General features: G+C 65.4%; 16 protein-coding genes. 5 read left to right on the top strand and 11 right to left on the bottom strand.

All coding sequences use genetic code 11. The features are described from left to right. Nucleotides 1-5: 5 nt before the first annotated feature. The 8 genes from mauD to ACIGJC_RS19305 all read right to left on the bottom strand — a co-directional run bounded on the left by mauD (nt 6) and on the right by ACIGJC_RS19305 (nt 10,566). On the bottom strand, nt 6-620 hold the full coding sequence (gene mauD, locus ACIGJC_RS19340) for a methylamine dehydrogenase accessory protein MauD (protein ID WP_483713727.1): 615 nt from the start codon (nt 618-620) through the stop codon (nt 6-8). A gap of 1 nt (nt 621) precedes the next feature. Continuing rightward, nucleotides 622-1,173, bottom strand: a complete 552-nt coding sequence (locus ACIGJC_RS19335; protein ID WP_483713726.1) for a MauE/DoxX family redox-associated membrane protein — start codon at nt 1,171-1,173, stop codon at nt 622-624. Nucleotides 1,174-1,182: 9 nt separating this feature from the next. Beyond that, on the bottom strand, nt 1,183-2,343 hold the full coding sequence (locus ACIGJC_RS19330; protein WP_483713725.1) for an amine dehydrogenase large subunit: 1,161 nt from the start codon (nt 2,341-2,343) through the stop codon (nt 1,183-1,185). A 329-nt stretch (nt 2,344-2,672) separates the two neighbouring features. Beyond that, nucleotides 2,673-3,659 carry a WD40/YVTN/BNR-like repeat-containing protein gene (locus ACIGJC_RS19325; protein WP_483713724.1) on the bottom strand — a complete coding sequence of 329 codons (987 nt, stop codon included), beginning with the start codon at nt 3,657-3,659 and terminating at the stop codon, nt 2,673-2,675. 10 nt (nt 3,660-3,669) lie between these two features. Further along, complete coding sequence (locus ACIGJC_RS19320; protein ID WP_483713723.1) at nt 3,670-6,027, bottom strand: efflux RND transporter permease subunit; 2,358 nt, start codon at nt 6,025-6,027, stop codon at nt 3,670-3,672. Nucleotides 6,028-6,100: 73 nt separating this feature from the next. Beyond that, nucleotides 6,101-7,879: a DUF1302 domain-containing protein gene (locus tag ACIGJC_RS19315; RefSeq protein ID WP_220631913.1), complete on the bottom strand. Its 1,779-nt coding sequence runs from the start codon at nt 7,877-7,879 to the stop codon at nt 6,101-6,103. Between the two features lie 210 nt (nt 7,880-8,089). Continuing rightward, on the bottom strand, nt 8,090-9,472 hold the full coding sequence (locus ACIGJC_RS19310) for a DUF1329 domain-containing protein (protein ID WP_483713722.1): 1,383 nt from the start codon (nt 9,470-9,472) through the stop codon (nt 8,090-8,092). 356 nt (nt 9,473-9,828) lie between these two features. Then, on the bottom strand, nt 9,829-10,566 hold the full coding sequence (locus tag ACIGJC_RS19305; RefSeq protein WP_483713720.1) for a helix-turn-helix domain-containing protein: 738 nt from the start codon (nt 10,564-10,566) through the stop codon (nt 9,829-9,831). Nucleotides 10,567-10,620: 54 nt separating this feature from the next. Here ACIGJC_RS19305 and ACIGJC_RS19300 point away from each other — a divergent pair, with 54 nt between their 5' ends. From ACIGJC_RS19300 to ACIGJC_RS19285, 4 genes are all read left to right on the top strand, one after another. Next, a complete protein-coding gene (locus tag ACIGJC_RS19300) occupies nt 10,621-10,779 on the top strand; it encodes a hypothetical protein (RefSeq protein ID WP_483713719.1) in 159 nt (52 codons plus the stop codon). Nucleotides 10,780-11,101: 322 nt separating this feature from the next. Then, on the top strand, nt 11,102-12,526 hold the full coding sequence (locus ACIGJC_RS19295) for a flavin monoamine oxidase family protein (protein WP_483713717.1): 1,425 nt from the start codon (nt 11,102-11,104) through the stop codon (nt 12,524-12,526). 30 nt (nt 12,527-12,556) lie between these two features. After that, nucleotides 12,557-14,020, top strand: coding sequence for an arylsulfatase (locus tag ACIGJC_RS19290; RefSeq protein WP_483713716.1), 1,464 nt, complete (start codon nt 12,557-12,559; stop codon nt 14,018-14,020). Beyond that, complete coding sequence (locus ACIGJC_RS19285; protein WP_483713715.1) at nt 14,017-15,018, top strand: formylglycine-generating enzyme family protein; 1,002 nt, start codon at nt 14,017-14,019, stop codon at nt 15,016-15,018. Before ACIGJC_RS19290 ends, ACIGJC_RS19285 begins: the two co-directional genes overlap by 4 nt. Nucleotides 15,019-15,423: 405 nt before the next feature. On the opposite strand, the gene ACIGJC_RS19280 is transcribed toward ACIGJC_RS19285, so the two are convergent. Beyond that, nucleotides 15,424-16,419, bottom strand: coding sequence for an HpcH/HpaI aldolase/citrate lyase family protein (locus tag ACIGJC_RS19280; RefSeq protein ID WP_483713714.1), 996 nt, complete (start codon nt 16,417-16,419; stop codon nt 15,424-15,426). 47 nt (nt 16,420-16,466) lie between these two features. Continuing rightward, nucleotides 16,467-17,534, bottom strand: a complete 1,068-nt coding sequence (locus tag ACIGJC_RS19275; protein WP_483713713.1) for a MaoC family dehydratase — start codon at nt 17,532-17,534, stop codon at nt 16,467-16,469. A gap of 306 nt (nt 17,535-17,840) precedes the next feature. Between ACIGJC_RS19275 and ACIGJC_RS19270 the strand changes: the two genes are divergently transcribed. Next, on the top strand, nt 17,841-19,211 hold the full coding sequence (locus ACIGJC_RS19270; protein WP_483713712.1) for an MFS transporter: 1,371 nt from the start codon (nt 17,841-17,843) through the stop codon (nt 19,209-19,211). Nucleotides 19,212-19,234: 23 nt separating this feature from the next. Here ACIGJC_RS19270 and ACIGJC_RS19265 read toward each other — a convergent pair whose 3' ends face one another. Then, on the bottom strand, nt 19,235-20,215 hold the full coding sequence (locus ACIGJC_RS19265; RefSeq protein ID WP_483713711.1) for an AraC family transcriptional regulator: 981 nt from the start codon (nt 20,213-20,215) through the stop codon (nt 19,235-19,237). Nucleotides 20,216-20,238: the final 23 nt, after the last annotated feature.

The following is a 20,238-nucleotide window of genomic DNA, read 5'->3' as shown; positions in this document are numbered from 1 at the left end:
GTTCCTCATGCCTGGGCGTGCTGCCCGTCGCGGCGTGCCACATACTCCTGAATCGAAGCCGTTCCGGTTTCGTTGGCTTCGAACAGGCTTTCCAGATGTTCCCGATTGTTGACGAGGCCCTTCGAGCGCACCTTGCCTTCGCCATCGATCACGACCGCGTAGGGCAACCGGCCGATCTGGTAGGCCATGCCGAGTTCCTGCGAAAGGACATAGGGGAACGCGGAAAGACCCGCCTTGCGATAAAAGGCCTCGTGCTCCGCGCGGGGACCATCGCTTGCCAGGACAAAGCGATAGTTGGCACCCTCACTGGCTTGCAGGGACGGCAGCAGCGCGAGCAGCTTCTTGCAAACCGGGCAGGTCGGCGAAACGAAGAAGAGGAAGGTGCTGCGTCCGTCGGCCGAGATGCCGCCAATCCGGACTTCGCTCTGGTATAGGTCGCGCAGGTCGAAGGCGGGCGCCACTGCGCCGACAGCCGGGCCTTTGTCCACCACCAGGGCGCCGACCGGCATGATGCGTTCGTACAGCACACCAATCTGCCGCAACAGCGCCAGGCACACCAGTCCCAGCACAACGACAGCAACCCACAGCATGACTTGCGAAACAACGAGAGCATTTGACATTTCAAGACCTCAACTTCTGAATTGCGGCACCGTTGGCCAGCAGATAATCGATGGCGACAAACAGGCCGCCGCCAACGGCCAGTCCGCCCGTCGCGGTGACATAGTCGATCCATTCGACGGTGCGCTGGGCAGGCTCGAACAGGCATGGCGCCACGAATGCCGCCAGCAGAGCCAGCCGCGCCAGATGCCATCCGGAGAGCCTCGCCGGATGACCATCGCCTTTTCCTCCGAACGCCCAGCAGCCGCAATCGATGTCGCGGTTGCCGCGTGCCAGGCTCACTCCGATTGCGACAAGGAAGAGGCCCAGCAGGCCAAGCCCGGCGAGCGCCGCCGCTGGGCGCGACGGATCGACAAGCAAGGCCGCGGCAATCGCCAGTTCGGCCAGGGCGAGGCACAGAGCCACCGGGGCCACAAGGAACGCCGGCAGCAAGCCATATGACGCCACCGCGCGCCCGAAGCGCTCCGGATTCACAAGCTTGGAAAACCCGGCGGCACCAAACACCACGATGACGGCCGCCTGGCAAGTCCGAAGGACAACGGGATCGATTTCCATCACTCCCCCTCAGAAAGGGAACATCTGAACGACGGCCCTGCCCAGCGTCTTGTCGGCATGCACCGGCTTGCCGCTGACGGCATCGAACGCCTGCACGCCCAGGTAGGTGCTGCCATAGACGATCGGATTGCCACCTTCGGATACCGACAATGTCACCATCGGCATCAGCTTCTCGGCCGCCAGCTTCCACCTAGCCACGCGGGCATGCGACCCGACGTCAAAGACCCAGATCTCCGTGCCCGGCTCCTTGTGCGATCCCTCGCCCCCCTGATGCATGAGGACGTAAAGCTTGCCGGTAGCCTCGCTTGCCGCGAACGGCTGGAGGCCGCCGGGACGCCAGCCCTGGCGCGCCTCCGCTGGCGAGACGAGCTGCCACGGCGCATCGAACCGCGCAGGACTTGCGCTGAAGTCCGCCGGCGTCACCTTGCCGCTGAATGTGACAAACACGTAGCCACTGCCCCAGCGCGCGGCGTGGGTGTAGACCGGGTCGTTCTCCACGTCGATGAAGGCAGCCGACTGCTCGCGGCCGACTTCCCTGCCATCCTGGTCCAGCGTGACAATCAGCGCCTTTCCACTCTGGCACAGCGATGCAAAGCGGTTCCTGCCGGACGGGTACGTCAGCACGCAGGCGGCCGTGTCGATCTCGCCGGCCAGCTTGCGGGTAGCCAGGTTCACAACGGAGACCGACGTCGCCGGCGTGATATTGGTGACGTAGACGAAGCCGCCGTCGTCCGACACCGTGGTATTGAACAGCGACGGCACCTGCTGCGCGTGCTTGGCCGGCAGGACGACCTCGCCAACCTTGCGGAACGATGCGTTGTCCGTGATCTCCAGGACATCGGTGCGTTCGCCGGTGGTGCCGCGCGAGAAGTAGCTCGTCGCGACATAGGTAAAGCGATGATCCGCCGAGCGCGTCACGCCAGGCAGGAACCCCGCTCCCTGTTGGGCAACGACCTTCTTCTTGTCAATGTCGTACACCGTCAGGCGCGCGTCGGTAGGCGCGGACATCTCGAGCGCATAGAGGAAGTGATCGCCACGCGGTGGCATGGGCTGCACGCTGAGCGTCTCGGGCTGCAGCGGCGCCGCGCCGTACACCGTCGCGGAACCCGCCGACGCTGCAAGTGCCGCCAGGCAGGCGACCACGAACGGTCGCAGGTGTGGAATACGCATGGCTGGTATTGGGGGACTTGGATGGAGCAACTATAGGGTCGCGATCGGGGCGCCCGTATCCGGATTCGGCCAACCGGATGACGCGAGTTGTAACCGGGGCGGGCAATCCTCGCGCCAGAACAGTGCGACCTCAGGCTGTCGCAGCAAACTCGGATCGCCGACCGCGCAAAGGTCGTGCCCATCCGGCTGCTGCTGCCTCTTGACGCGATTGAGAGAGACTTGCGGCCGGAGCGAGCCGCATCGTGTTGAGACCTTCAAGCCATCCACTGACGCGATCTTCTGGGGACCGCGCGACGTGGTGGGCCTGTACCCGATGCGGAACCGTTCATTCACCGCGGCGCGAGCGGACCTCGAGAGGAAAAGTCGATCAACTTGCCGTCCGCCGCCAGCACCACGGCGTTGAGGTCGACGCGGTCGGGGCGCGTGGCAGCGGCCATGCCTTCCGTCCCATTGCTGCGGACCGACGCACCCTCCATGCCGACACCTGCTACGCCGCCCTGCGCCGCCACAAGGTCAGTCAGCCCGCTGTGCGTTCCGCTAGGCACCTGCCGCCAGGAGTCCCCGCCGTCGCCGCTGCGATAGACCGTGCCACGCATCCCGGCGACATAGAGCGCACCGTCTGGCCCCGCGGCGCCTGCCCAAAGGCTGCCCTTGTAGCCCGTCGGCAGGTAGCGCCAGGACTTGCCCTGGTCCGTCGAGCGCAACACCAGTCCCTGCTCCGCCGCGATGAACAGCTTCCCGTCCGGCGCCGCGAACAGGCGAAACAGGTTGCGGTCGGCCTTGGTCGCCCCGGGCGGCGCAGGCAGTTCGCGCTGTCGCCATGTCTGTCCGCCATCGTCGGTCTCCAGCAGCAGCGACCACAGCCCCACGGCCAGTCCGTGGTTGCGGTCACTGAACAGCACGGAGAACAGCGGCTGGTCGGCCTCGGTGTCCGACCGCTGAAGCGTCCAGGTCTCGCCGCCGTCGCCGGTATGCAGGATCACGCCCGCGTGGCCGACGGCCCACCCATTTTTTTCATCGGCAAAGCTGACCGATGTCAGCATCGCGCGCACGGGGACGCTTTGCGCTTGCCGGAAATGCCTGCCGTTGTCGTCGGAAAGCAGCACGACGCCGTGCTCGCCCACCGCGACGATCCGGTTGCCGGCACGCGTGGCGCCGAGGATGGCAGCCGTGGCAGCCGATGGCGTGCGCACCGCCGGCATCAATTGCGGCACCGGCGCCTGGCCCTGCGGAGCAGCGGCCGATGCCTGCCCCCCCAGCGTCACGGCCGCCGCAGCCAGCAGTCCGATCAGCTTACGTAGATCCCGTTTTTGCATGCGCCCTCCCTCAGTGCGACATGAAGTTTGAAACCCGCACCGCACCGCGTCGCGGGAACAACCGTTCCAGTACCACCGCCAGGGCGGGAAGCGCCGTCATCGCCATCACAAGGTTGACAAGGAACATGAACGCCAGCAGCTTGCCCATGTCGGCCTGGAACTTGAGGGCGGAGAACGCCCACGTCGACACGCCGATCGCCAGCGTGATCGCCGTGAAGATGGTGGCCATGCCAACCTCCAGCAGCGCGCTTTCCACCGCCCTTGCGATAGGCAGGCCGTCGGCCAGGTGTGCCTGCAGGCGGTTATAGATGTAGAAGGCGTAGTCCACGCCGATGCCGACGGCCAGTACCATCACCGGCAGAGTCGCCACCGTCAGGCCGATGTCGAGTGCTTTCATGAACCAGTAGCCGACGAAGGTCGCCACGGTCAGCGGCAGGCAGCAGGCGATCATGGCCCGCACGTCGCGATACGCCACCAGTACCAGCAGCATGATGGTGGCGTAGACATACAGCATCATCGGCTGCTCGCTTCGCTCGACTTCCTCATCGATGGCCGCCAGCACGCCGGCATTGCCCGACGCCAGCCTGATCTTCACGTCCGGACGTGCGTTGGCGGCCCGGAATGCGTTGACGGCGCGGATCACCCCGGCAATGGTGGTCGCCTTGTGGTCGGCCAGGAACAGGTGGACGGCCGTCATGCTGCAATCCTTGCGCATGTAGCCGCGCAGCCGGCCGATCTCGGTGGCAAGCGCCGCGTAGTTGGCGGCATCCATCGGCACCACCGACATCTTCGGGTAGCCCTCGTTGTATCCCGTGTTGTAGGTGCGAAGCAGACTGGAAAAGCCGCTGATGGACACCACCCCGGGCACGTCGCGCATGGCCCAGGAAAAATCGTCCTGGTAGGCCCCGATGGCCGTGTTGCCGCACGATTCCGGGGCTGCCTCGAACACCACGGTCAGCCAGTCCAGGCCCATGTCATAGCTGGCGGCGATGGACTTGGCATCCTGGTTGAAGCGCGCGTCCTGCCGCAGCTCCGGCGCGCCCGGCTCCACCGTGCCGATCACGCGGTCGCGGCTTTCATAGATGGCCACAGCCAGCAGGCAGGCGCTCATCAGCGTCACGGCCACGGCGGTGCGCGGCTGCGCCACGCGGGCGAGCCCGCGCAGCCAGCGGGAGCGACGCTCGCGCCGGGCCATCGCCCCGTCGGCGTAGGCCTGGGAGAAGCGGAAGAACGATGCCACCACCGGCAGCATCACCAGGTTCGTGACGATCTTGTAGCCCACGCCGATCGACGCCGTGACCGCCAGCTCCCGCACCATCGGGACCGGCACGATCAGCAAGGTGATGAACGAGACGAAGGCCGTCACCAGCGCCAGCGTGCCCGGCACGAGCAGCCCCGTGAAGCTGTTGCGCGCCGCCTGCATGGAGTTCCTGCCGTGCGCCAGCTCGCGGACGATGAAATTGATCTGCTGGACCCCATGCGAGACGCCGATGGCAAAGACCAGGAACGGCACCAGCACGGCGAGCGGGTCGAGGCCGTAGCCGAGCAGCCTGAGCGTGCCGAACTGCCAGACCAGCGAGGTCAGCGAGCACAGGATGGGAAGGACCGTGAAACGCACCGAATGGGAGTACCAGTACACGGCCAGTGCGGTCAGCAGCAGCGCTATCGCGCAGAATCCCAGCACGCCGGAGGCGCCATCAGCAATATCGCCCACCTGCTTGGCGAAGCCGATGATCTGGATCTCGAAGTCCTTGTCCTCGAACCGCTCGCGAAGCTGCTTCTCGAGCAGATGGTTGTATGCGATGTAGTCGAGCTGCCTGCCGTCGCGATCCCGCTCCTCCAGTTCGGCGGTAATCATGGCACTGGTCTGGTCGCGCGAGACCAGCGTGCCGACGAAACCGCCGTCGCTGGTGGCCGAGCGGATACGGCCGATGACGGCATCGTCGAGACGCGGCGGCGTGATGTTGCCATCGATGAGAGGTTCGGCGCGAAAGCCCTCCTCCGTGATCTCGTTGACGTAGCTGTTCGGCGTCCACAGCGACTGCACGCCGAGCCGGTCCACGTTCGGCATGAACAGCACGGCTTGCGTCACGTCGTAGAGCCTGCCCAGCGCGGGCCTGGTCCAGATGGTGCCGTGCCGCGCTTTCACCACCACCGTCAGGCGGTTGGCGCCGAACAGGTCGTCGCGGTAGGACTTGAAGGTCTTGATGTATTCATGGTTCAGCGGCATCTGCTTCTCGAAGCCCGCTTCCATGCGTAGCTGGGCGGCGAAGAAGGCCATCACCGCCGTAAATAGTCCTATCACCACCAGCGTTGCGGTCCGGTGCGCGAACAGGATGCCTTCCAGGCGTCGTACGAATCCGTTCATTGCTGCAAACTTCCAGAGTGCGTGGGTTCGGGGTCGCGCCTGCCTGCGGCCTGCGCGACCCGCGTGGAATTCGTCAGAAGTTCCGGGTCAGGAACGCGCCGACGAAGTTGCGGTCTCCAAGCGGTTGCGCCAGCGGATTGGCGCCCCAGTACATGGTGTAGTTGATGCCGGCCTGCCACTTGGTGGGGTTCTGGTTGAACAGCACGTAGAGGTTGGCGGACTTGGCGCCTTGCATGTAGTTGCCGAGCGCGGTCGGCGTATAGCCCATAAACGAATAGGAGAACGTGACGCCCGGCGTGACCTGCCAGCCCGGAATCAGCCTGCCGTCATAGGTCCAGTTGAAGTCCACCGTCGCGCCCATCGACAGCGAGGTACCCTTGGCCGCCGTGATCGGGTAGCCGAGGGTGGAGTTGGTCGAACTGTCCATCCATGGCTGCAACGCCGGTGCCGGGGCTTGCATGACCTGCACACCGTCTACGGTGCGAACGAAGCGCGAGTTGGAGTTCACGCCAGGAAAGTAGATAGCAACCAGTTCCCCGGTGAACGCCGCGGTATCGGCCCCCAGCAGCTTGAGGAAACCACCCGAATTGCTCGGCGTGAGCGCGAGCAGGCCGGTCAGGTGCGTCTGGAACCGTTTCCTGTCGATCCACTGCTGGCAATTGACGCCGGTCACGCCGTTACTGATGATGTCCAGTGGACCGTTTGGCCCATAGCATGCCGAGAGCGCGACGGCATCGCGCGGCCGGTACGAGAGTTCCCAGCCCACCGCCCAGTCTCCCACCGGGAAGTTGGCGCTGACCCCATAGAGCTTGCGATCCTCCAGGTATTGGACCTGGATGGTGTCGTCGGGGCGCAGGCCCATCACCGGCAGCTTGTCGTGATAGTTCATGACGTAGGTGCCGATGTCGAGCTGCGTGCCTTCCGGCTTGTAGTGGAAGGCAAAGCCGTACTGCCCCGAGTTGCGGGCGTACTGGTTCGGCTGCAGCGGGATGCCGAAGGTATTGAACGGCGGGCCGGCGAATGCGCCCTGGTTGATGCCCTGCTGCACCGACTGGATGGTCCCCTGGTCGCGCGACCGCGCGATCGTCGTGGCGTCAGTGCCGGAGAAGTTCGGGTTCTGCGTGCTGACGTTAAAGGGCTCTGCGCCGCGGCCGAGATTGTCGGTCAGCGAGAAGTACGAACCCACCGGCGGCAGGCGGCTGCCGTTCCACTGGACCTGGTAGTACGCCTCCATGTTGAATCCGTGGCCCAGACCCGATGCGAAGCTGATCATGGGCGCCGGCAGCACGGCTTCCTTGATCTGGGTGCCGGGCACCATCAGCTTCTGGATGTCCAGTGCATTGGTCGCGTTGATGCCGCCAAGCCCGAAGATACTTTCACCCCAGTTGATCACCTGGTTGCCAATGCGCACGCGGGCGCTCTGGTCGCCGATCGAAAAACCCTTGCTGACCCACAGGTCGAGCAGCCGCGTGTCGCGCGCCACCTGGTTGAAGGAGTCCTTGGTCAGGTCGGAGCGCTCGGTATGGCTGGCGGCGACATCGTATAGCCAGGTGCCGCGCGCCATGAACTTGATGTCTTCCGGAAAATTCAGCAGCAGTTCGTGCGTACCCTTGACATACGCAGCGAACAGGTCGCCCTTCTTGTAGTTCAGGTTGCCATTGTCCAGATTGGAGAACTGAGCCGTGTTCACGTCGCCGGCACAGCCGGACGCGTTCGGATCGCCCACGCGCTGGCAGTCGATCCCGTGCGCCCGCATGGCCAGCCCCGTGGTGATCTGCGAGTCGAACGAACCGTAGACGGTCTCTCCCTTGATTTCGACCGCACTGGCATTGCCCATCTGCATGGCCGCCATGGCGGCGGCAATGGCAATACAGCGTCTCTTGCTTTGAATCACTTCTTCCTCCCTGTTTCCGGTTGTCCTGCTTCTTGTTGTCTTGCCTGTTGCCTCGTTGCGCTGTTGGCTGCATGGACGAGCGCCGGCCGCGCCGGTCTGTGCCGGCGTCGTGCCAGGAGCATTCGGGACATGTGGCGAGCGCCGGCGGCGCGGCGCTCGCTTGGGGACTTACCGTTCGCTGCGTGAGCGCAGGCTTTCCGGCGTGTAGTAGTCGAGCTTGAAGCGCGGCTCGTTCGAGTCGGTGACCCAGCGGATATCCTTGCCGCCGCCCACGGTGACGCCGTCGGCGATGTAGCGGCCGGAAATCAGGTCATACTGGACGAACGTCTCCAGGTCGCAGGCCCCCGTTTCCCAGACCGGGATCGGGAAGCCTTCGCGCAGCTTCCAGAGCTTGCCCTGCGCGTCGTAGTCCTCGGACACCAGCGCCAGCCAGCTGTCTTCGTCGAAATAGAAGGTCTTCTTCGGTGCCGTGTGGCGGGCTCCGGCCTTGACCGTCGCCTCGACCATCCAGACGCGGTGCAACTCGTAGCGGCGGCTGGCGTTGCTGATGTACTGCGGCCCCAGCACATCGCGAAGCTTGGCGTGGAAGTCGTAGATGCCGAAGGTGTTCGACGGCACATACATCTCCTTCTTGCCCACGAGCTTCCAGTCGAAGCGGTCGAGATTGCCGATGAACATGAAGGCCTGGTCAACCGTGTACTGGTTCTCCATGCCGATCTGCGGCGCGTCATAGGCGTAGCTCGGCATGCGGCGCACGCGGCGCTGGCCAGGGAAGTAGTACGAGACTTCGGGGGCCGCCCCACCGAACGAGTTGACGCCCACCGCGCCCTGCCCGGCAAGCGCCGCTGGCGACTTGTACTGGAAGTAGGCGGCCTGCAGCGTGTGCTTGACCTGTTCCGGCGTGGTAGCCCCCTTCTTCGCCCACGGGAAGTACAGGGTCATTTCCTGGTTCGCGTCGACCCACTCCTCGCTCCCCGCGCGCGGCGACAGCACCGTGTAGAAGCTGGGGAATACGATGCCCATGCCCCGGTAGCGGGTCTGGAAATTCCACATCGCCTCCGCCCCGGTCTTCGGACGCGGGAAGGCCACGCCCGGCAGGACGGCGTTTTCCAGGATTACGCCGTCGGACGCCATCCTGGCCTCGGCAAGGTTGCGCTTGCTGTTGGCCTGCACCCAGTCCGGCGCACCGCAGTTGCGATGCGTCGGATAGACATCCATGTGGTAGCCCTTTGTCGCCTTGATGAACGCGACCTGGCCGGGGCTGAGCTTGTCGGCGTACTTGTCGACGTTGGTGGCATCGATGGAGAAAAGCGCCTTCTCGCCCTTGTGCGACCAGAACCCGCCGCGCGGCTGCTCCGGCGACCAGCCGGCCGACGGCGTGTCCTTGCCATCCCATGCCGGAATGGCGCCGTCCTTGTTGCCGCTGCGCTGCGCTCCGGCCGGGGTCAGATCCGCGTCCCCCTCCGCTGCCAGGACACCGGCATCCATCACCAACATGCCCGCCGCCAGTGCCATGGCGGTCAGGCCGACTACGAACTTGCGCTGCCTCATCCTTTCTTCTCCCTCGTGTCGATATCCGAAACTCGGGAGAAGTCTACGATCCACCGCGTTCGCACAAGGCCGGGTTTCGGCAGAGGGTAGTAACAGGACTTTGCGCCGGCGGCCCAGATGTGATTGGGGAAATTACCTAGGCCGCTGCGCTCGCGTTTCCTGGACGGGCCGGTCGTGCCCGCGGTGGTGGCCGCGGTGGTGCCTAATGCCGTTCTAACCACCGTCGTCCCCGCGAAAGCGGGGACCCAGTGACTTCATCCCCGAAGGGGACGTGAAAGACGCTGGATTCCCGCCTACGCGGGAATGACGGCGGCGCTTGAGACCTTAACTGAACGGCATTACGCGGTGGTGCCCGTCTAGGCGCGCGGCGTTTCCGAAGGCAGGTAGCCGAACATCCGGTTGTAGTCGGCCGCAAACCTGCCCATGTGAACAAAGCCCCAGCGCGCCGCCGCATCCCTGATCTGCACGCGGTCGGCACTGGTTTGCCGCAACAGCCTGCGAACCAGCGACAAGCGCATCGTGCGCAGGTAGACGTACGGTGTTACGCCGGTGACATCGAGGAACGCTATCTGCAGCGTTCGCCGGCTGACTCGCGCCAGGCTGCAAAGCTCAAGCACCCCGACGGGCTGGCTGGGATTCGCCTGCATGTACTTGCGGCAGCGGTTGACGACATCACTGTGGGACAACCGTGTCACGTCGCCGCGGCGCCGTGGCGCTTCGGCATCGATCAGCAGGCAGAACAGGTGTTCCAGGATATCGTCGCGCGCGGAAATGCGGGCCGCCGGGAATGCCAGCGCTTCGCGGTTTTCCCCGGCGGTGCAAAGGCTTTCCACGATGCCTGCCGACGCGCGCTGCCGCGCCGGCAGGCTGACCTTGAGCAGTTGCTCATCGGCCCAGGCAAGGCTGGCCATCCCGCCGAGGTAATCCGCATACATCGCAAAGATCGAATCGCCGAGCACGATGCCGACATGCTCGCTCGGCCCGGAAGACTGGGCAGAAAACTCCCGTCCGCCGGCAATATGGCCAACGGACGTCCCGATCGAACGCCCATAGAGCGTCGTACGGCTATCGGCAGGCAGCGGGATGCCGAACATCCGGCACCCCCTCCTTACACAGCCTTCCTGCAAGGTAGGGACATTCAGCCGCTCGTGATACACGAAGACATCATCGTCGAGCCTGAACTGCTGCAGTTGGCCCTCATATCGGCCTGGGCCGGTTTGCAGGTATTGCTGGTTAAGCTGGGGGAGGCCAAGCGCGTGGTCTTCCGGATTCCCGAACGACTCCACGTGGCAATGCACGGCATGTGACATGGGGGACGCTTCTGCAAAGAGGCGGCTGGATATGTACTTTGTCCGTACAAACCATAGCCCGAAGCCAAATTTTCACTTTCGTCATCCCGCAGGAATACTAGGGTAACTACCCGGTTCGCCTGCAACAGCGAGAGGAATGGCGCCGGGTGCACGTTGCCTCCTGGTTGTAACAAACGAAAGCAACGCCATTGCCGCTTTCGGACATCGCCCGCCTGACGGCTGCCCTATGCTCGGATCGAAAGGTAACCGCAACAGGATTGTCATGGGAAATAATTCGGGACATCGGAAGGCAGCCGCTTCCCTCGACCGACGGGGGTTCATGCGCCAGACCGGACTGGGCGCAGGCGCGATTGCGCTTGGCAGCGTGGTCGGCGCTCCGGAAGCCCACAGCAAGCCTGGCGAGACGCAGCGCAAGGCGAAATCCAGGGGTGTCGACTATGACGTGATCGTGCTCGGCGGCGGCTTCGCCGGCATCACGGCGGCGCGCGAAAGCAGCAAGAACGGCTACAGGACCCTTGTGCTCGAAGCCCGCGACCGGCTCGGCGGCCGCACCTACACCAGCCAGTTTGCCGGCCACATGGTGGAGCTGGGCGGCACCTGGATCCATTGGACACAGCCGTTCGTCTGGGCAGAGGTCCAGCGATACAGGCTCGACGTGATCGAAACGCCCGAGTCGAACGTCGATCCCGCCGGCGTGCACGCCGTAGTGCTGGTGGACGGCCGCCGGGAGTACCTGGACACGCCGGAACGGCTCGGCGACGTGTTCGGCGCCTTCAACCGCTACTTCGCCGACGCCGGCAAACTGTGGGAGCGGCCCTACGACGCGAAGTACCGCTGGCCCGCCATTGCCGCAGCGGACAGGCTGAGTGCCAGCGACATCGTCCAGTCCATGAAGCTCTCGCGCCTTCAGCAGGTCGCACTCGACGGCTATCTGGCCGGCCTGTCGCACTGCCCGCCCGGCATGGCGTCGCACATCGAAGTCAGCCGCTGGTGGGCGTTGCCCGGCGGGAACCTGACCGCCCTGCGCGACGCTGCCGGCCGCTACCGGTTCAAGGACGGCACCATCAGCCTGATCAACGCCATGGTGGCCGACGGCAAGCCGGAGATCCGGCTGTCGACGCCGGTCCGCGCGGTCGAAGACCTCGGCAGCCATGCCGTGGTCACCACGCAGGCCGGCCAGCGCCTGCGCGCTGCCAGCGTCATCGTGGGGCTGCCGATGAACGTGCTGCCGGGCGTGCAGTTCTCCCCGCCGCTAGATGCCAGCGTCGTGGCAGCCGGACAGGAACGCCATGCCGGCCGCGGCGTCAAGCTGCTGATCAAGGTGAAGGGGCGCGTCGCCGATACCCGTGTGCTGGCGTTGGCCGATCCCACGCATCCGCTGCCGCTGATCATCACCTACGCGGCCGCCGACGACCACACCGTCCTCGTCATGTTCGGCCCCGATCCGAAGCGCATCGACTACCAGGACAAGGCCGCGGTCCAGCAGGCACTGCGCGACTTCTTCCCGGATGCGCAAGTGGAAGAGGTCCACTTCCACCCGTGGACCGAGGACCCGTACAGCCTGGGCACCTGGGCCAACTACCGCCCCGGCTGGTTCGAAAAATACTACGCGCACTTCCAGCAGGACCGTGGCCGCGTGATCTTCGGCCAGGGCGACCATGGCGAAGGCTGGCGCGGCTTCATCGACGGGGCGATCGGCGCGGGCATCCGGGCCGCCGAGCGCGCCAAGATCATGCTGGGCTAAGCCTTCCAACGTCCTCGTTCCTGACACGCCATGAAACCCATGCACGCAAGCAAGACGCCGCGCGTCCACCGGCTGACCCGGCTGGTCGCCACGACCCTCGTGACAGCCGCCGCCCTGCTCGGCTCTTCTGTCGCGGCGGCGCAGCAGCAGAAGCCGAACATCCTGCTCATCCTGGTGGACAACCTCGGCTACGGCGAGCTTGGGGTCTACGGCGGCGGCGCCTTGCGTGGCGCGCCCACGCCGCGCATCGACAGGCTGGCCGGCGAAGGCATGCGCCTCACCAACATGAACATGGAGCCGCAATGCACGCCCAGCCGCTCCAGCATGCTGACGGGCCGCTACGCGATCCGGTCTGGCACTTATTCCGTGCCCATCGGCGGCGCGGCCGACGGACTCACGCAATGGGAAGTCACCATGGCCGAGTCGCTCTCGGACGCGGGCTACGCCACCGCCCTCTACGGCAAGTGGCATCTGGGCAGCACGGACGGCCGGCTGCCCAACGACCAGGGCTTCGACGAATGGTATGGGATCCCCCGCACCACGAACGAGGCGCTCTGGCCCGGCTCCAATGGCTTCTCGCCAGACCGGATGAAGCCGGAGTACATCATGGAAGGCCGCAAGGGCGAGAAAAGCCGGGAGCTTCGGGTCTATGACCTGGAGCAACGCCGCCTGATGGATGCCGACCTCACACGCCGCTCGATTGCGTTCATGGAGCGAGAGGTCAAGGCCGGAAAGCCCTTCTTCGCGTTTGCAAGCCTGACCCAGCCGCACTATCCCACGGTGCCGAACCCCCGCTTTGCCGGCAAGACCGGCAACGGCGACTGGGCCGACATGCTGGCCGAGATGGACGCGAATGTCGGCCAGATGCTGGACGCGGTCGATCGTCTCGGCGTGCGCGACAACACCATCGTCATCTTCGCCAGCGACAACGGCGCCGAGTACCTGAAGCCGTGGGACGGCTGGTCCGGGCCGTGGCGCGGGCAGTACTTCACGGCTTATGAGGGAGGCATCCGGGTGCCCTTCATGGTCCGCTGGCCAGGCAAGATACCGGCCGGCCGCGTCAGCGACGAGATCGTGCACGGCGTCGACCTGTTCCCCACCATCGCCCACGTTACCGGCGCACGCGTGCCGGGGGACCGCCCGATCGATGGCGTGGACCAGACCGGCTTTTTCGAGGGCAAGACCGACAAGTCCGCCCGCGAGGGCATCCTGATCTGGGTGGACAACCGCCTGCAAGCGGTCAAATGGCACAACTACAAGGTGCACTTCTACCAGCAGGACAACATGGAAGCCCCGCCCGTCAAGCTCGGCATTCCGCGCCTGTTCGACCTCTACACCAATCCACAGGAAGACGAGCACAAGCGCGCCTTCTCGAGCTGGGTGCTTGGTCCCATGCTGAAGATGATGGGCGCATTCGAGGCGAGCGTGAAAAAGGCTCCCCTGATCCCGATGGGAACGCCTGACCCGTACCAGCCTCCCGAAGCACGGCCATGAACAAGCTTGACGCCATGACTCCGGAGACTGATCCGGATGCCGGGATGGCGCGGATTCCCGGCGGGTCGTTCCTGATGGGATCGGATCGTCACTACCCTGACGAAGGGCCGTCGCACCGGGTGAAGGTGTCTCCGTTCCAGATCGCGCGGACTGCCGTCACCAATGCTCAGTTTGCCCGCTTTGTCGCGCAAACCGGCTACGTCACCGTCGCCGAGCGTCCGCTCGATCCGGCCATGTATCCCGGTGCCCTGCCTGAACTGCTGGTGCCCGGCGCGCTCGTGTTCACCAGGCCGCCACAGCGCGTCGACCTGCGCAACATCGGGAACTGGTGGTCCTACGAGCCGGGCGCGAACTGGCGGCATCCACTCGGGCCGGGCAGTTCCCTTGCCGGCCTGGACGATCACCCGGTCGTCCAGGTGGCGTACGAAGACGCCGAGGCGTATGCCGCCTGGGCTGGCCTGGCATTGCCCACTGAAGCCGAATGGGAGTTCGCCGCGCGAGGCGGACTGGACGGCGCCGAATTCGTCTGGGGCGACGAACTCACGCCAGGCGGCCAGCACATGGCGAACACCTGGCAGGGCGAGTTTCCCTGGCAAAACCTGTGCGCCGACGGGTACGAGCGCACCGCTCCGGTCGCGGCGTACCAGCCCAACGGCTACGGTCTGTACCAGATGGCCGGCAATGTCTGGGAGTGGACCGCCGACTGGTATCGGTACCGGCACGTCGGCGCGCAGGCAAGCAAGCCCTGCTGCATCCCGCAGAATCCGCGAGGTGGCGACATAAGCGAGAGCTACGACGGCCGCGAACCGGAAAGCCGCATTCCCCGCAAGGTCATCAAGGGCGGATCGTACCTGTGCGCGCCCAACTATTGCCAACGCTATCGCCCCGCCGCCCGCTACCCCCAGCCGGTGGACACGGCGACATGTCATGTGGGCTTCCGATGTGTGAAACGCGAAGACCCGCAGGGGCGGTCTTGTGCCTCTCATACGGCAAGATAGGTACAGAGCGCGCGCGACAGTTCTTCGTCGAACCGATCCCAGCGGGAACGCTGCCGCGTCCCAGGGCGAAATCTTCGCCCTCCAACAACGCGCTATCTCCGTCCGCCGCGGGCAACCAGGCTTGCCATCGGCTAGCCGATCGGTTGCCGATGGCAAGCGGCCATTGCGCTGTCTGACGCTTGGCGCCTGACTATAATACCGACGGCATCCAATGGCTGGAAGCGGCCGGTGTCTGACCCGCTCGCAGCGGTATCCACTGGTCACGTTGCGTCAGGCGGTAATCAAATTCTCGATTACCGGCGCATACAAAGGCCAGCCCAAGCACGGTCGCGCACGTGCGGTACACATCCTTGTTATGGAGAGGACCACACGCGATGGCAGCTGCCGTGCAGGCTAGTGATCAAGTCATTCCGAGAAGAAGCGCCGTTCCGCTTCAGCCGGAATGGTCATGCCAGTGACTCTCGCCTTCTGGAGGACCTCCCAGAAGTAGCGGTAGGTCGCCCTGTCGTGCAATTCCCCCTTGTACTGGATTGGCCCCCATTCGGCGTCCTGTGCCGCCACGAGAATGCCTGCCGCATCCTCGACCTCGCTGAAGTCCGGCCGCATCGCGCTGACGATCGGCAGGATCTGTGCGGGATAGATGCTCCACATACGAAGGAAGCCGAACTCGCAGCGCGCGCGGCGCGCATCGCCGGCGATGACGTCGGCGTCTTTCAGGTTCAGGCACACGTTGTGCGCCGGCACGATGCCGTTGGCCAGGGCCGCTGCCACCATGTCGGCCTTGGCACGCGCCAGCAGGGCGTGCTCGAACTGCCCTGGGCTGCGCATCGCCGCTGCAGGGATGGCTCCATGATGGCCGCTCACGAAATCCATCAGGCCGAAGTCCAGCACCTCGATGCCCGGCAATTCGGCAATACGGAACACATCGCGCAGTGCCCCGTGCGTTTCGATCAACACATGGACAGGAATAAGACGCTGCAGGCCGGCCTTCAGCGCGGCCTCGCCGATGTACTGGATCACTTCCGCGACCTGCCCCACATTGGTCGCCTTGGGGATCGTAAGGTAGGCCAGCCGTTCGTTGGCTGCCTCGACGATGATGTCCACGTCCTGGCGCCAGGCCGGGTGCGACGGATCATGGATACGCGCGCCGGCGCGGCCGAAGCGGTTGCGTTCCGAGGCGATCATGCGGGCCACCATGCCGGCGTGATCGCGCTCCTGCCCGGCGGCGGCGCCGTCCTCGCAGTCACACGTCACGTCGAAGACGGGGCCGTATTCGACCTGCAGGTCCATGGCCTTGCCGATCAGTTTCTCGCTGCCGGCGAAGTGCTCGCAGGCGGGCAGCACGGGGAAGGGCCTCTCGCCCGCGAAGAGGGCGTCATTCGGATGCGTTGCGATTGTCATGTCTTGACTCGATGAGGAACTGAGTTGGGGCGTACTGCCGGCGCGTCCTAGCGGACGCGCTTCGGCATGGCGATGGTGTAGTCGAGGTCGAGCACCACGTTAGGCGGATGGTCGGGCCTGCCGTCGGCGGGAGGCGGAAACGAGATGGACCCGGCGGCAGCATTCTTCACGGCGATCATCCGCAGGCGCAAACCGCCCACATGCGGCTGGCCGAGGTCCGGCTTGTCCAGCACCATGGTGGCGCATGCGATGGTGTCGCCGGCGTGCGTCGGGTTCACATGGCTGCCGCCGTTGATGGCGAGTATCGACAGGCCGTTCTCAAGGCCATCGTAGGCAAGGGAACGGCAGACGGAGATGACGTGCCCGCCATAGACCAGCCGCTGTCCGCCGGCCAGCGCCATGGCATGGCCATCGAAGTGCGCCCGGGCCGTGTTCTGGTACAGGCGCGTGGCGAGACTGTGGTCGCTGTCATTGATGGTCATTGCGCCCGGATGATCAATGCGCTCGCCCGCTGCGTAGTCGTCCCACAGGTCGCCAGTGCCCGTCAGCGCCGGGATTTCGCTCACGCGTGCGGTGTAGTCGTTGCGCCGCAGGAGTTCCGGAGCCACCACGGGCTGCCTGGCAGGCACCACCGTCTCGCCACATGCGGCGCCGTGGTCGCGCTTATGCACCATGACCCAGCGCACCCAGCTCAACACCTCGCGCCCGTGCTGATTCCGTGCGACGGAGCGCACGTACACCACGCCGCTCCTGCGACTGGAGTTCTCCTTCAGCCCGATGACTTCGGTTTCGACCGCCAGTGTGTCGCCGGAATAGACGTGCGAAAGAAAGCGTACTTCCGCATAGCCCAGATTCGCCACCGCATTTAGCGAGATATCGGGCACCGTCTTTCCGAAGGCGGTGTTGAACACCAGCATGTCCTCCAGCGGCCGACGCTCGAAGCCCAATTGCACGGCGTTCGTCTCCGCGGTGCACAGCGCGGCACGGCTGCCGGTTAGCCCGATGTACAGGCTGCGATCGCCCTCTGTCAACGTACGTGGCGTCGCGTGGCGGATCTTCATGCCAACGCGAAAATCCTCGAAGAAATTTCCGCTGCGATTTCTGTCCCTCTTCATCTGCGTTTCCTTGCTCCTGTCGCATGTCGCTGGCGGACTGCGATACGTGCTCGTCCGCGCCTGCCTGACATGTAAGGGAATGCTGCGTGCCCGTCGGAAGCGCGTCAACCACCCATTTCAAGCGGGTATGACCGCTTATGTCCCGTTGTTTAAGTACCGGCATGGTTTTCCCTTTCCCACCCGCTTCGGGCATTGCGACGGCAATTGCCTCACGCCAACAATGCCGGAACGCAACGGCCGCGCCAGCGGCGCCGGCTGGTCCCGGCGGCCACGACATAACGACTACACCACAACAGAGGAGACACCATGACCGGCTCACCCCCAATCATCGACGTCAAGCGATTCATCGACGAACAGCGGTTCTCGCCCTACCAGTGGGGCATTCTCGCGGCCTGCTTCCTGATGATCGCCATCGACACCTACGATGCCTTCGCCGTCGGCTTCGTCGTGCCCGTGCTGATGCAGGAATGGCACATGGATAAGGCGTTGTTCGGGCCCGTCATGAGTGCATCGATCTTCGGCATGGCCATCGGCGCGCTGATCTCAGGCCCGCTCTACGACCGCAGTACGCCCAAGACGGTCATGGTCTGCTCCATGATCCTGTTCGGCCTGTGCAGCTTTGGCAGCACGCTGGCCGAGACACCGCTGCAACTCGGCCTCTGGCGCCTGGTGACCGGGCTGGGCATCGGCGCGGCCGTCCCCGGCGCGACGACGCTGGTCTACGAATATGCCCCGGCGCGGCGCAGCGCGCTGGTGGTCAACACCATGGCCTGTGGCGGCATGGTCGGCGCGGCGGCCTGCGGGCTGACGGCAGGCATGCTGATCCCGGCCTACGGATGGAAGAGCCTGTTCGTGGTCGGTGCAGCGGTTCCCATCGTGCTGGCGCTGTTTGTGCGGTTCACCATGCCCGAACCGCTGCGCTTCATGGTGTTGCGCGAATGGCCGGCCGCGCGCATCGCCGCCGTGCTGCGCCGCATTGCTCCGACGCAGTCCCTCGACGGCGCGCGCTTCGTGCTCTCGGAGGAACAGGGCACCGGCCGCCAGTCCGGCATGGCGGTCATGCTGTCGCGCCGCCTGCGCACCGGCACGCTGATGCTGTGGCTGACCTACTTTGCGGGCACCTTTGCCTATTACCTGCTGATGGGTTGGATGCCGACGCTGGTGCAGGAAGCCGGCGCCTCTCTGCGCCAGGCCACCATGGCCACCAGCCTGCTGTCGATCGGCGGCATCGTCGGCGCGTTCGGCGTGGGCTGCCTGATGGACCGCTTCGAGCGCAACGCCGTGGTGGCGCTGGCGTTCGTGCTGGGCGGCATGTCCGTATGGATGATCGGCCAGCAGACCTCGCATCCCGTGCTGCTGCCGCTCTTCATCTTCCTCGCCGGCGTCGGCCTGAACGGCGCGATGTTCTCCATGGGCGGGCTGGCCGCGATGTTCTATCCGACGAGCGGTCGTTCGTCGGGCGTGGCATGGATGTACGGCGTTGGCCGGATCGGCGGCATCCTCGGCCCGATTGCCGGAGGCGTGCTGCTGCGCACCAGCGGCGGCTCCGGCATGTTCTTCACGGTGGTGATGGCAACGGTGATGGTGCCGGCGGTCGCGCTGTGGATCAAGCGCCGTGACGGAGCGCGTGCCGGCCACAGCCCGGGCGTCATCGCCACCGACGCGAAGGCCGGCTGACGCTGACTCCCGGCCGTCGTACGCTACCGGCCCTCGCGAAGATGGCGCCGGTACTGGTGCGGCGTCGCCCCCTTCCACCGGCGGCAGGCGCGGATAAAGTTGGAGACTTCGCCATACCCCAGCGCCTCCGCCACCTGCTCCAGCGTGAGGCCCGTCGCCAGCAGTTCGTCGGCGAGGGCTTCGCGGACCTCCTCCTGCAACTGGCGGAACGTCGTGCCCTCCTCCGCCAGCCGGCGGCGCAGCGTGCGCGACGTCATGTGCAGTTCATCAGCCAGCGTCTCCATGTCAGGCAGTTGGCCGGGGCGGGCGACCAGCCGGTCGCGCAGCCGCCCGCCCAATCCGTCTCGCGCGCGGCGCTGGGCCAGGATCGCCTGGCACTGCGCCTCGCACTGGCGCGCGACGTCCTCGCTCGCGCCGGGCAGCGGGCGGTCGAGATAGCCGGTCGCGTCCTTGACGATCCGGTTCTCGGCGGCGCCGAACTCGGGCGTCATGCCGAACAACGCTTCATAGGGCCGCGCATCGGATGGCGGGGCGATGCGCAGGCTCACGCTCGTCACCGGCAAGTTCGCCTGGACCAGATCCCGCGTGATGCTCGCCATGCTCGCGCAGCCCCGGTCCACGATGAAGGTGCGCACGTCTTCCGGCACGTTGTGGTCGTCGAGGGTCGACACGATCGAATTCCCCTGCACCTCCGTGTGGATACGCGGGAACGGATAGGACAGGTCCACATAACGCACCGCCATCGCCACCGCGTGGCGCAACGTTGCGCAACTCAGGAGCGCAAACCCCCAGATGCCGTATGTCGTCACCCGGTAGCGCCGCCCGGCGTCGATGCCGATTCCCGGGATATGGCCGAGCACCGCCACGAGGTTGCGGATCAGTTGCAATTCCTGCCGGGCCTCCACCACCGCACCGGGGTCCGACAGGCGCTGCCAGTCGATCCCGGTACCTGCCAGGCAGCGGTCACCCGTCAGACCATGGTCGAGGCCGAACTGGACGAGCAACTGCACCCCCGGACCGTTGTGCC

The organism is Cupriavidus sp. C3SS-1, from assembly GCF_057073755.1.
Note: the sequence above shows the minus strand (reverse complement) of the source record. Positions and strands in the feature narration are given on the sequence as shown.

Excerpts from the sequence above, each read along its gene's own strand:
- mauD (WP_483713727.1), bottom strand. The coding sequence starts at position 620 with ATGTCAAATGCTCTCGTTGTTTCGCAAGTCATGCTGTGGGTTGCTGTC.
- ACIGJC_RS19335 (WP_483713726.1), bottom strand. The coding sequence starts at position 1,173 with ATGGAAATCGATCCCGTTGTCCTTCGGACTTGCCAGGCGGCCGTCATC.
- ACIGJC_RS19330 (WP_483713725.1), bottom strand. The coding sequence starts at position 2,343 with ATGCGTATTCCACACCTGCGACCGTTCGTGGTCGCCTGCCTGGCGGCA.
- ACIGJC_RS19325 (WP_483713724.1), bottom strand. The coding sequence starts at position 3,659 with ATGCAAAAACGGGATCTACGTAAGCTGATCGGACTGCTGGCTGCGGCG.
- ACIGJC_RS19320 (WP_483713723.1), bottom strand. The coding sequence starts at position 6,027 with ATGAACGGATTCGTACGACGCCTGGAAGGCATCCTGTTCGCGCACCGG.
- ACIGJC_RS19315 (WP_220631913.1), bottom strand. The coding sequence starts at position 7,879 with ATGGCGGCCATGCAGATGGGCAATGCCAGTGCGGTCGAAATCAAGGGA.
- ACIGJC_RS19310 (WP_483713722.1), bottom strand. The coding sequence starts at position 9,472 with ATGAGGCAGCGCAAGTTCGTAGTCGGCCTGACCGCCATGGCACTGGCG.
- ACIGJC_RS19305 (WP_483713720.1), bottom strand. The coding sequence starts at position 10,566 with ATGTTCGGCATCCCGCTGCCTGCCGATAGCCGTACGACGCTCTATGGG.
- ACIGJC_RS19295 (WP_483713717.1), top strand. The coding sequence starts at position 11,102 with ATGCGCCAGACCGGACTGGGCGCAGGCGCGATTGCGCTTGGCAGCGTG.
- ACIGJC_RS19290 (WP_483713716.1), top strand. The coding sequence starts at position 12,557 with ATGAAACCCATGCACGCAAGCAAGACGCCGCGCGTCCACCGGCTGACC.
- ACIGJC_RS19285 (WP_483713715.1), top strand. The coding sequence starts at position 14,017 with ATGAACAAGCTTGACGCCATGACTCCGGAGACTGATCCGGATGCCGGG.
- ACIGJC_RS19280 (WP_483713714.1), bottom strand. The coding sequence starts at position 16,419 with ATGACAATCGCAACGCATCCGAATGACGCCCTCTTCGCGGGCGAGAGG.
- ACIGJC_RS19275 (WP_483713713.1), bottom strand. The coding sequence starts at position 17,534 with ATGAAGAGGGACAGAAATCGCAGCGGAAATTTCTTCGAGGATTTTCGC.
- ACIGJC_RS19270 (WP_483713712.1), top strand. The coding sequence starts at position 17,841 with ATGACCGGCTCACCCCCAATCATCGACGTCAAGCGATTCATCGACGAA.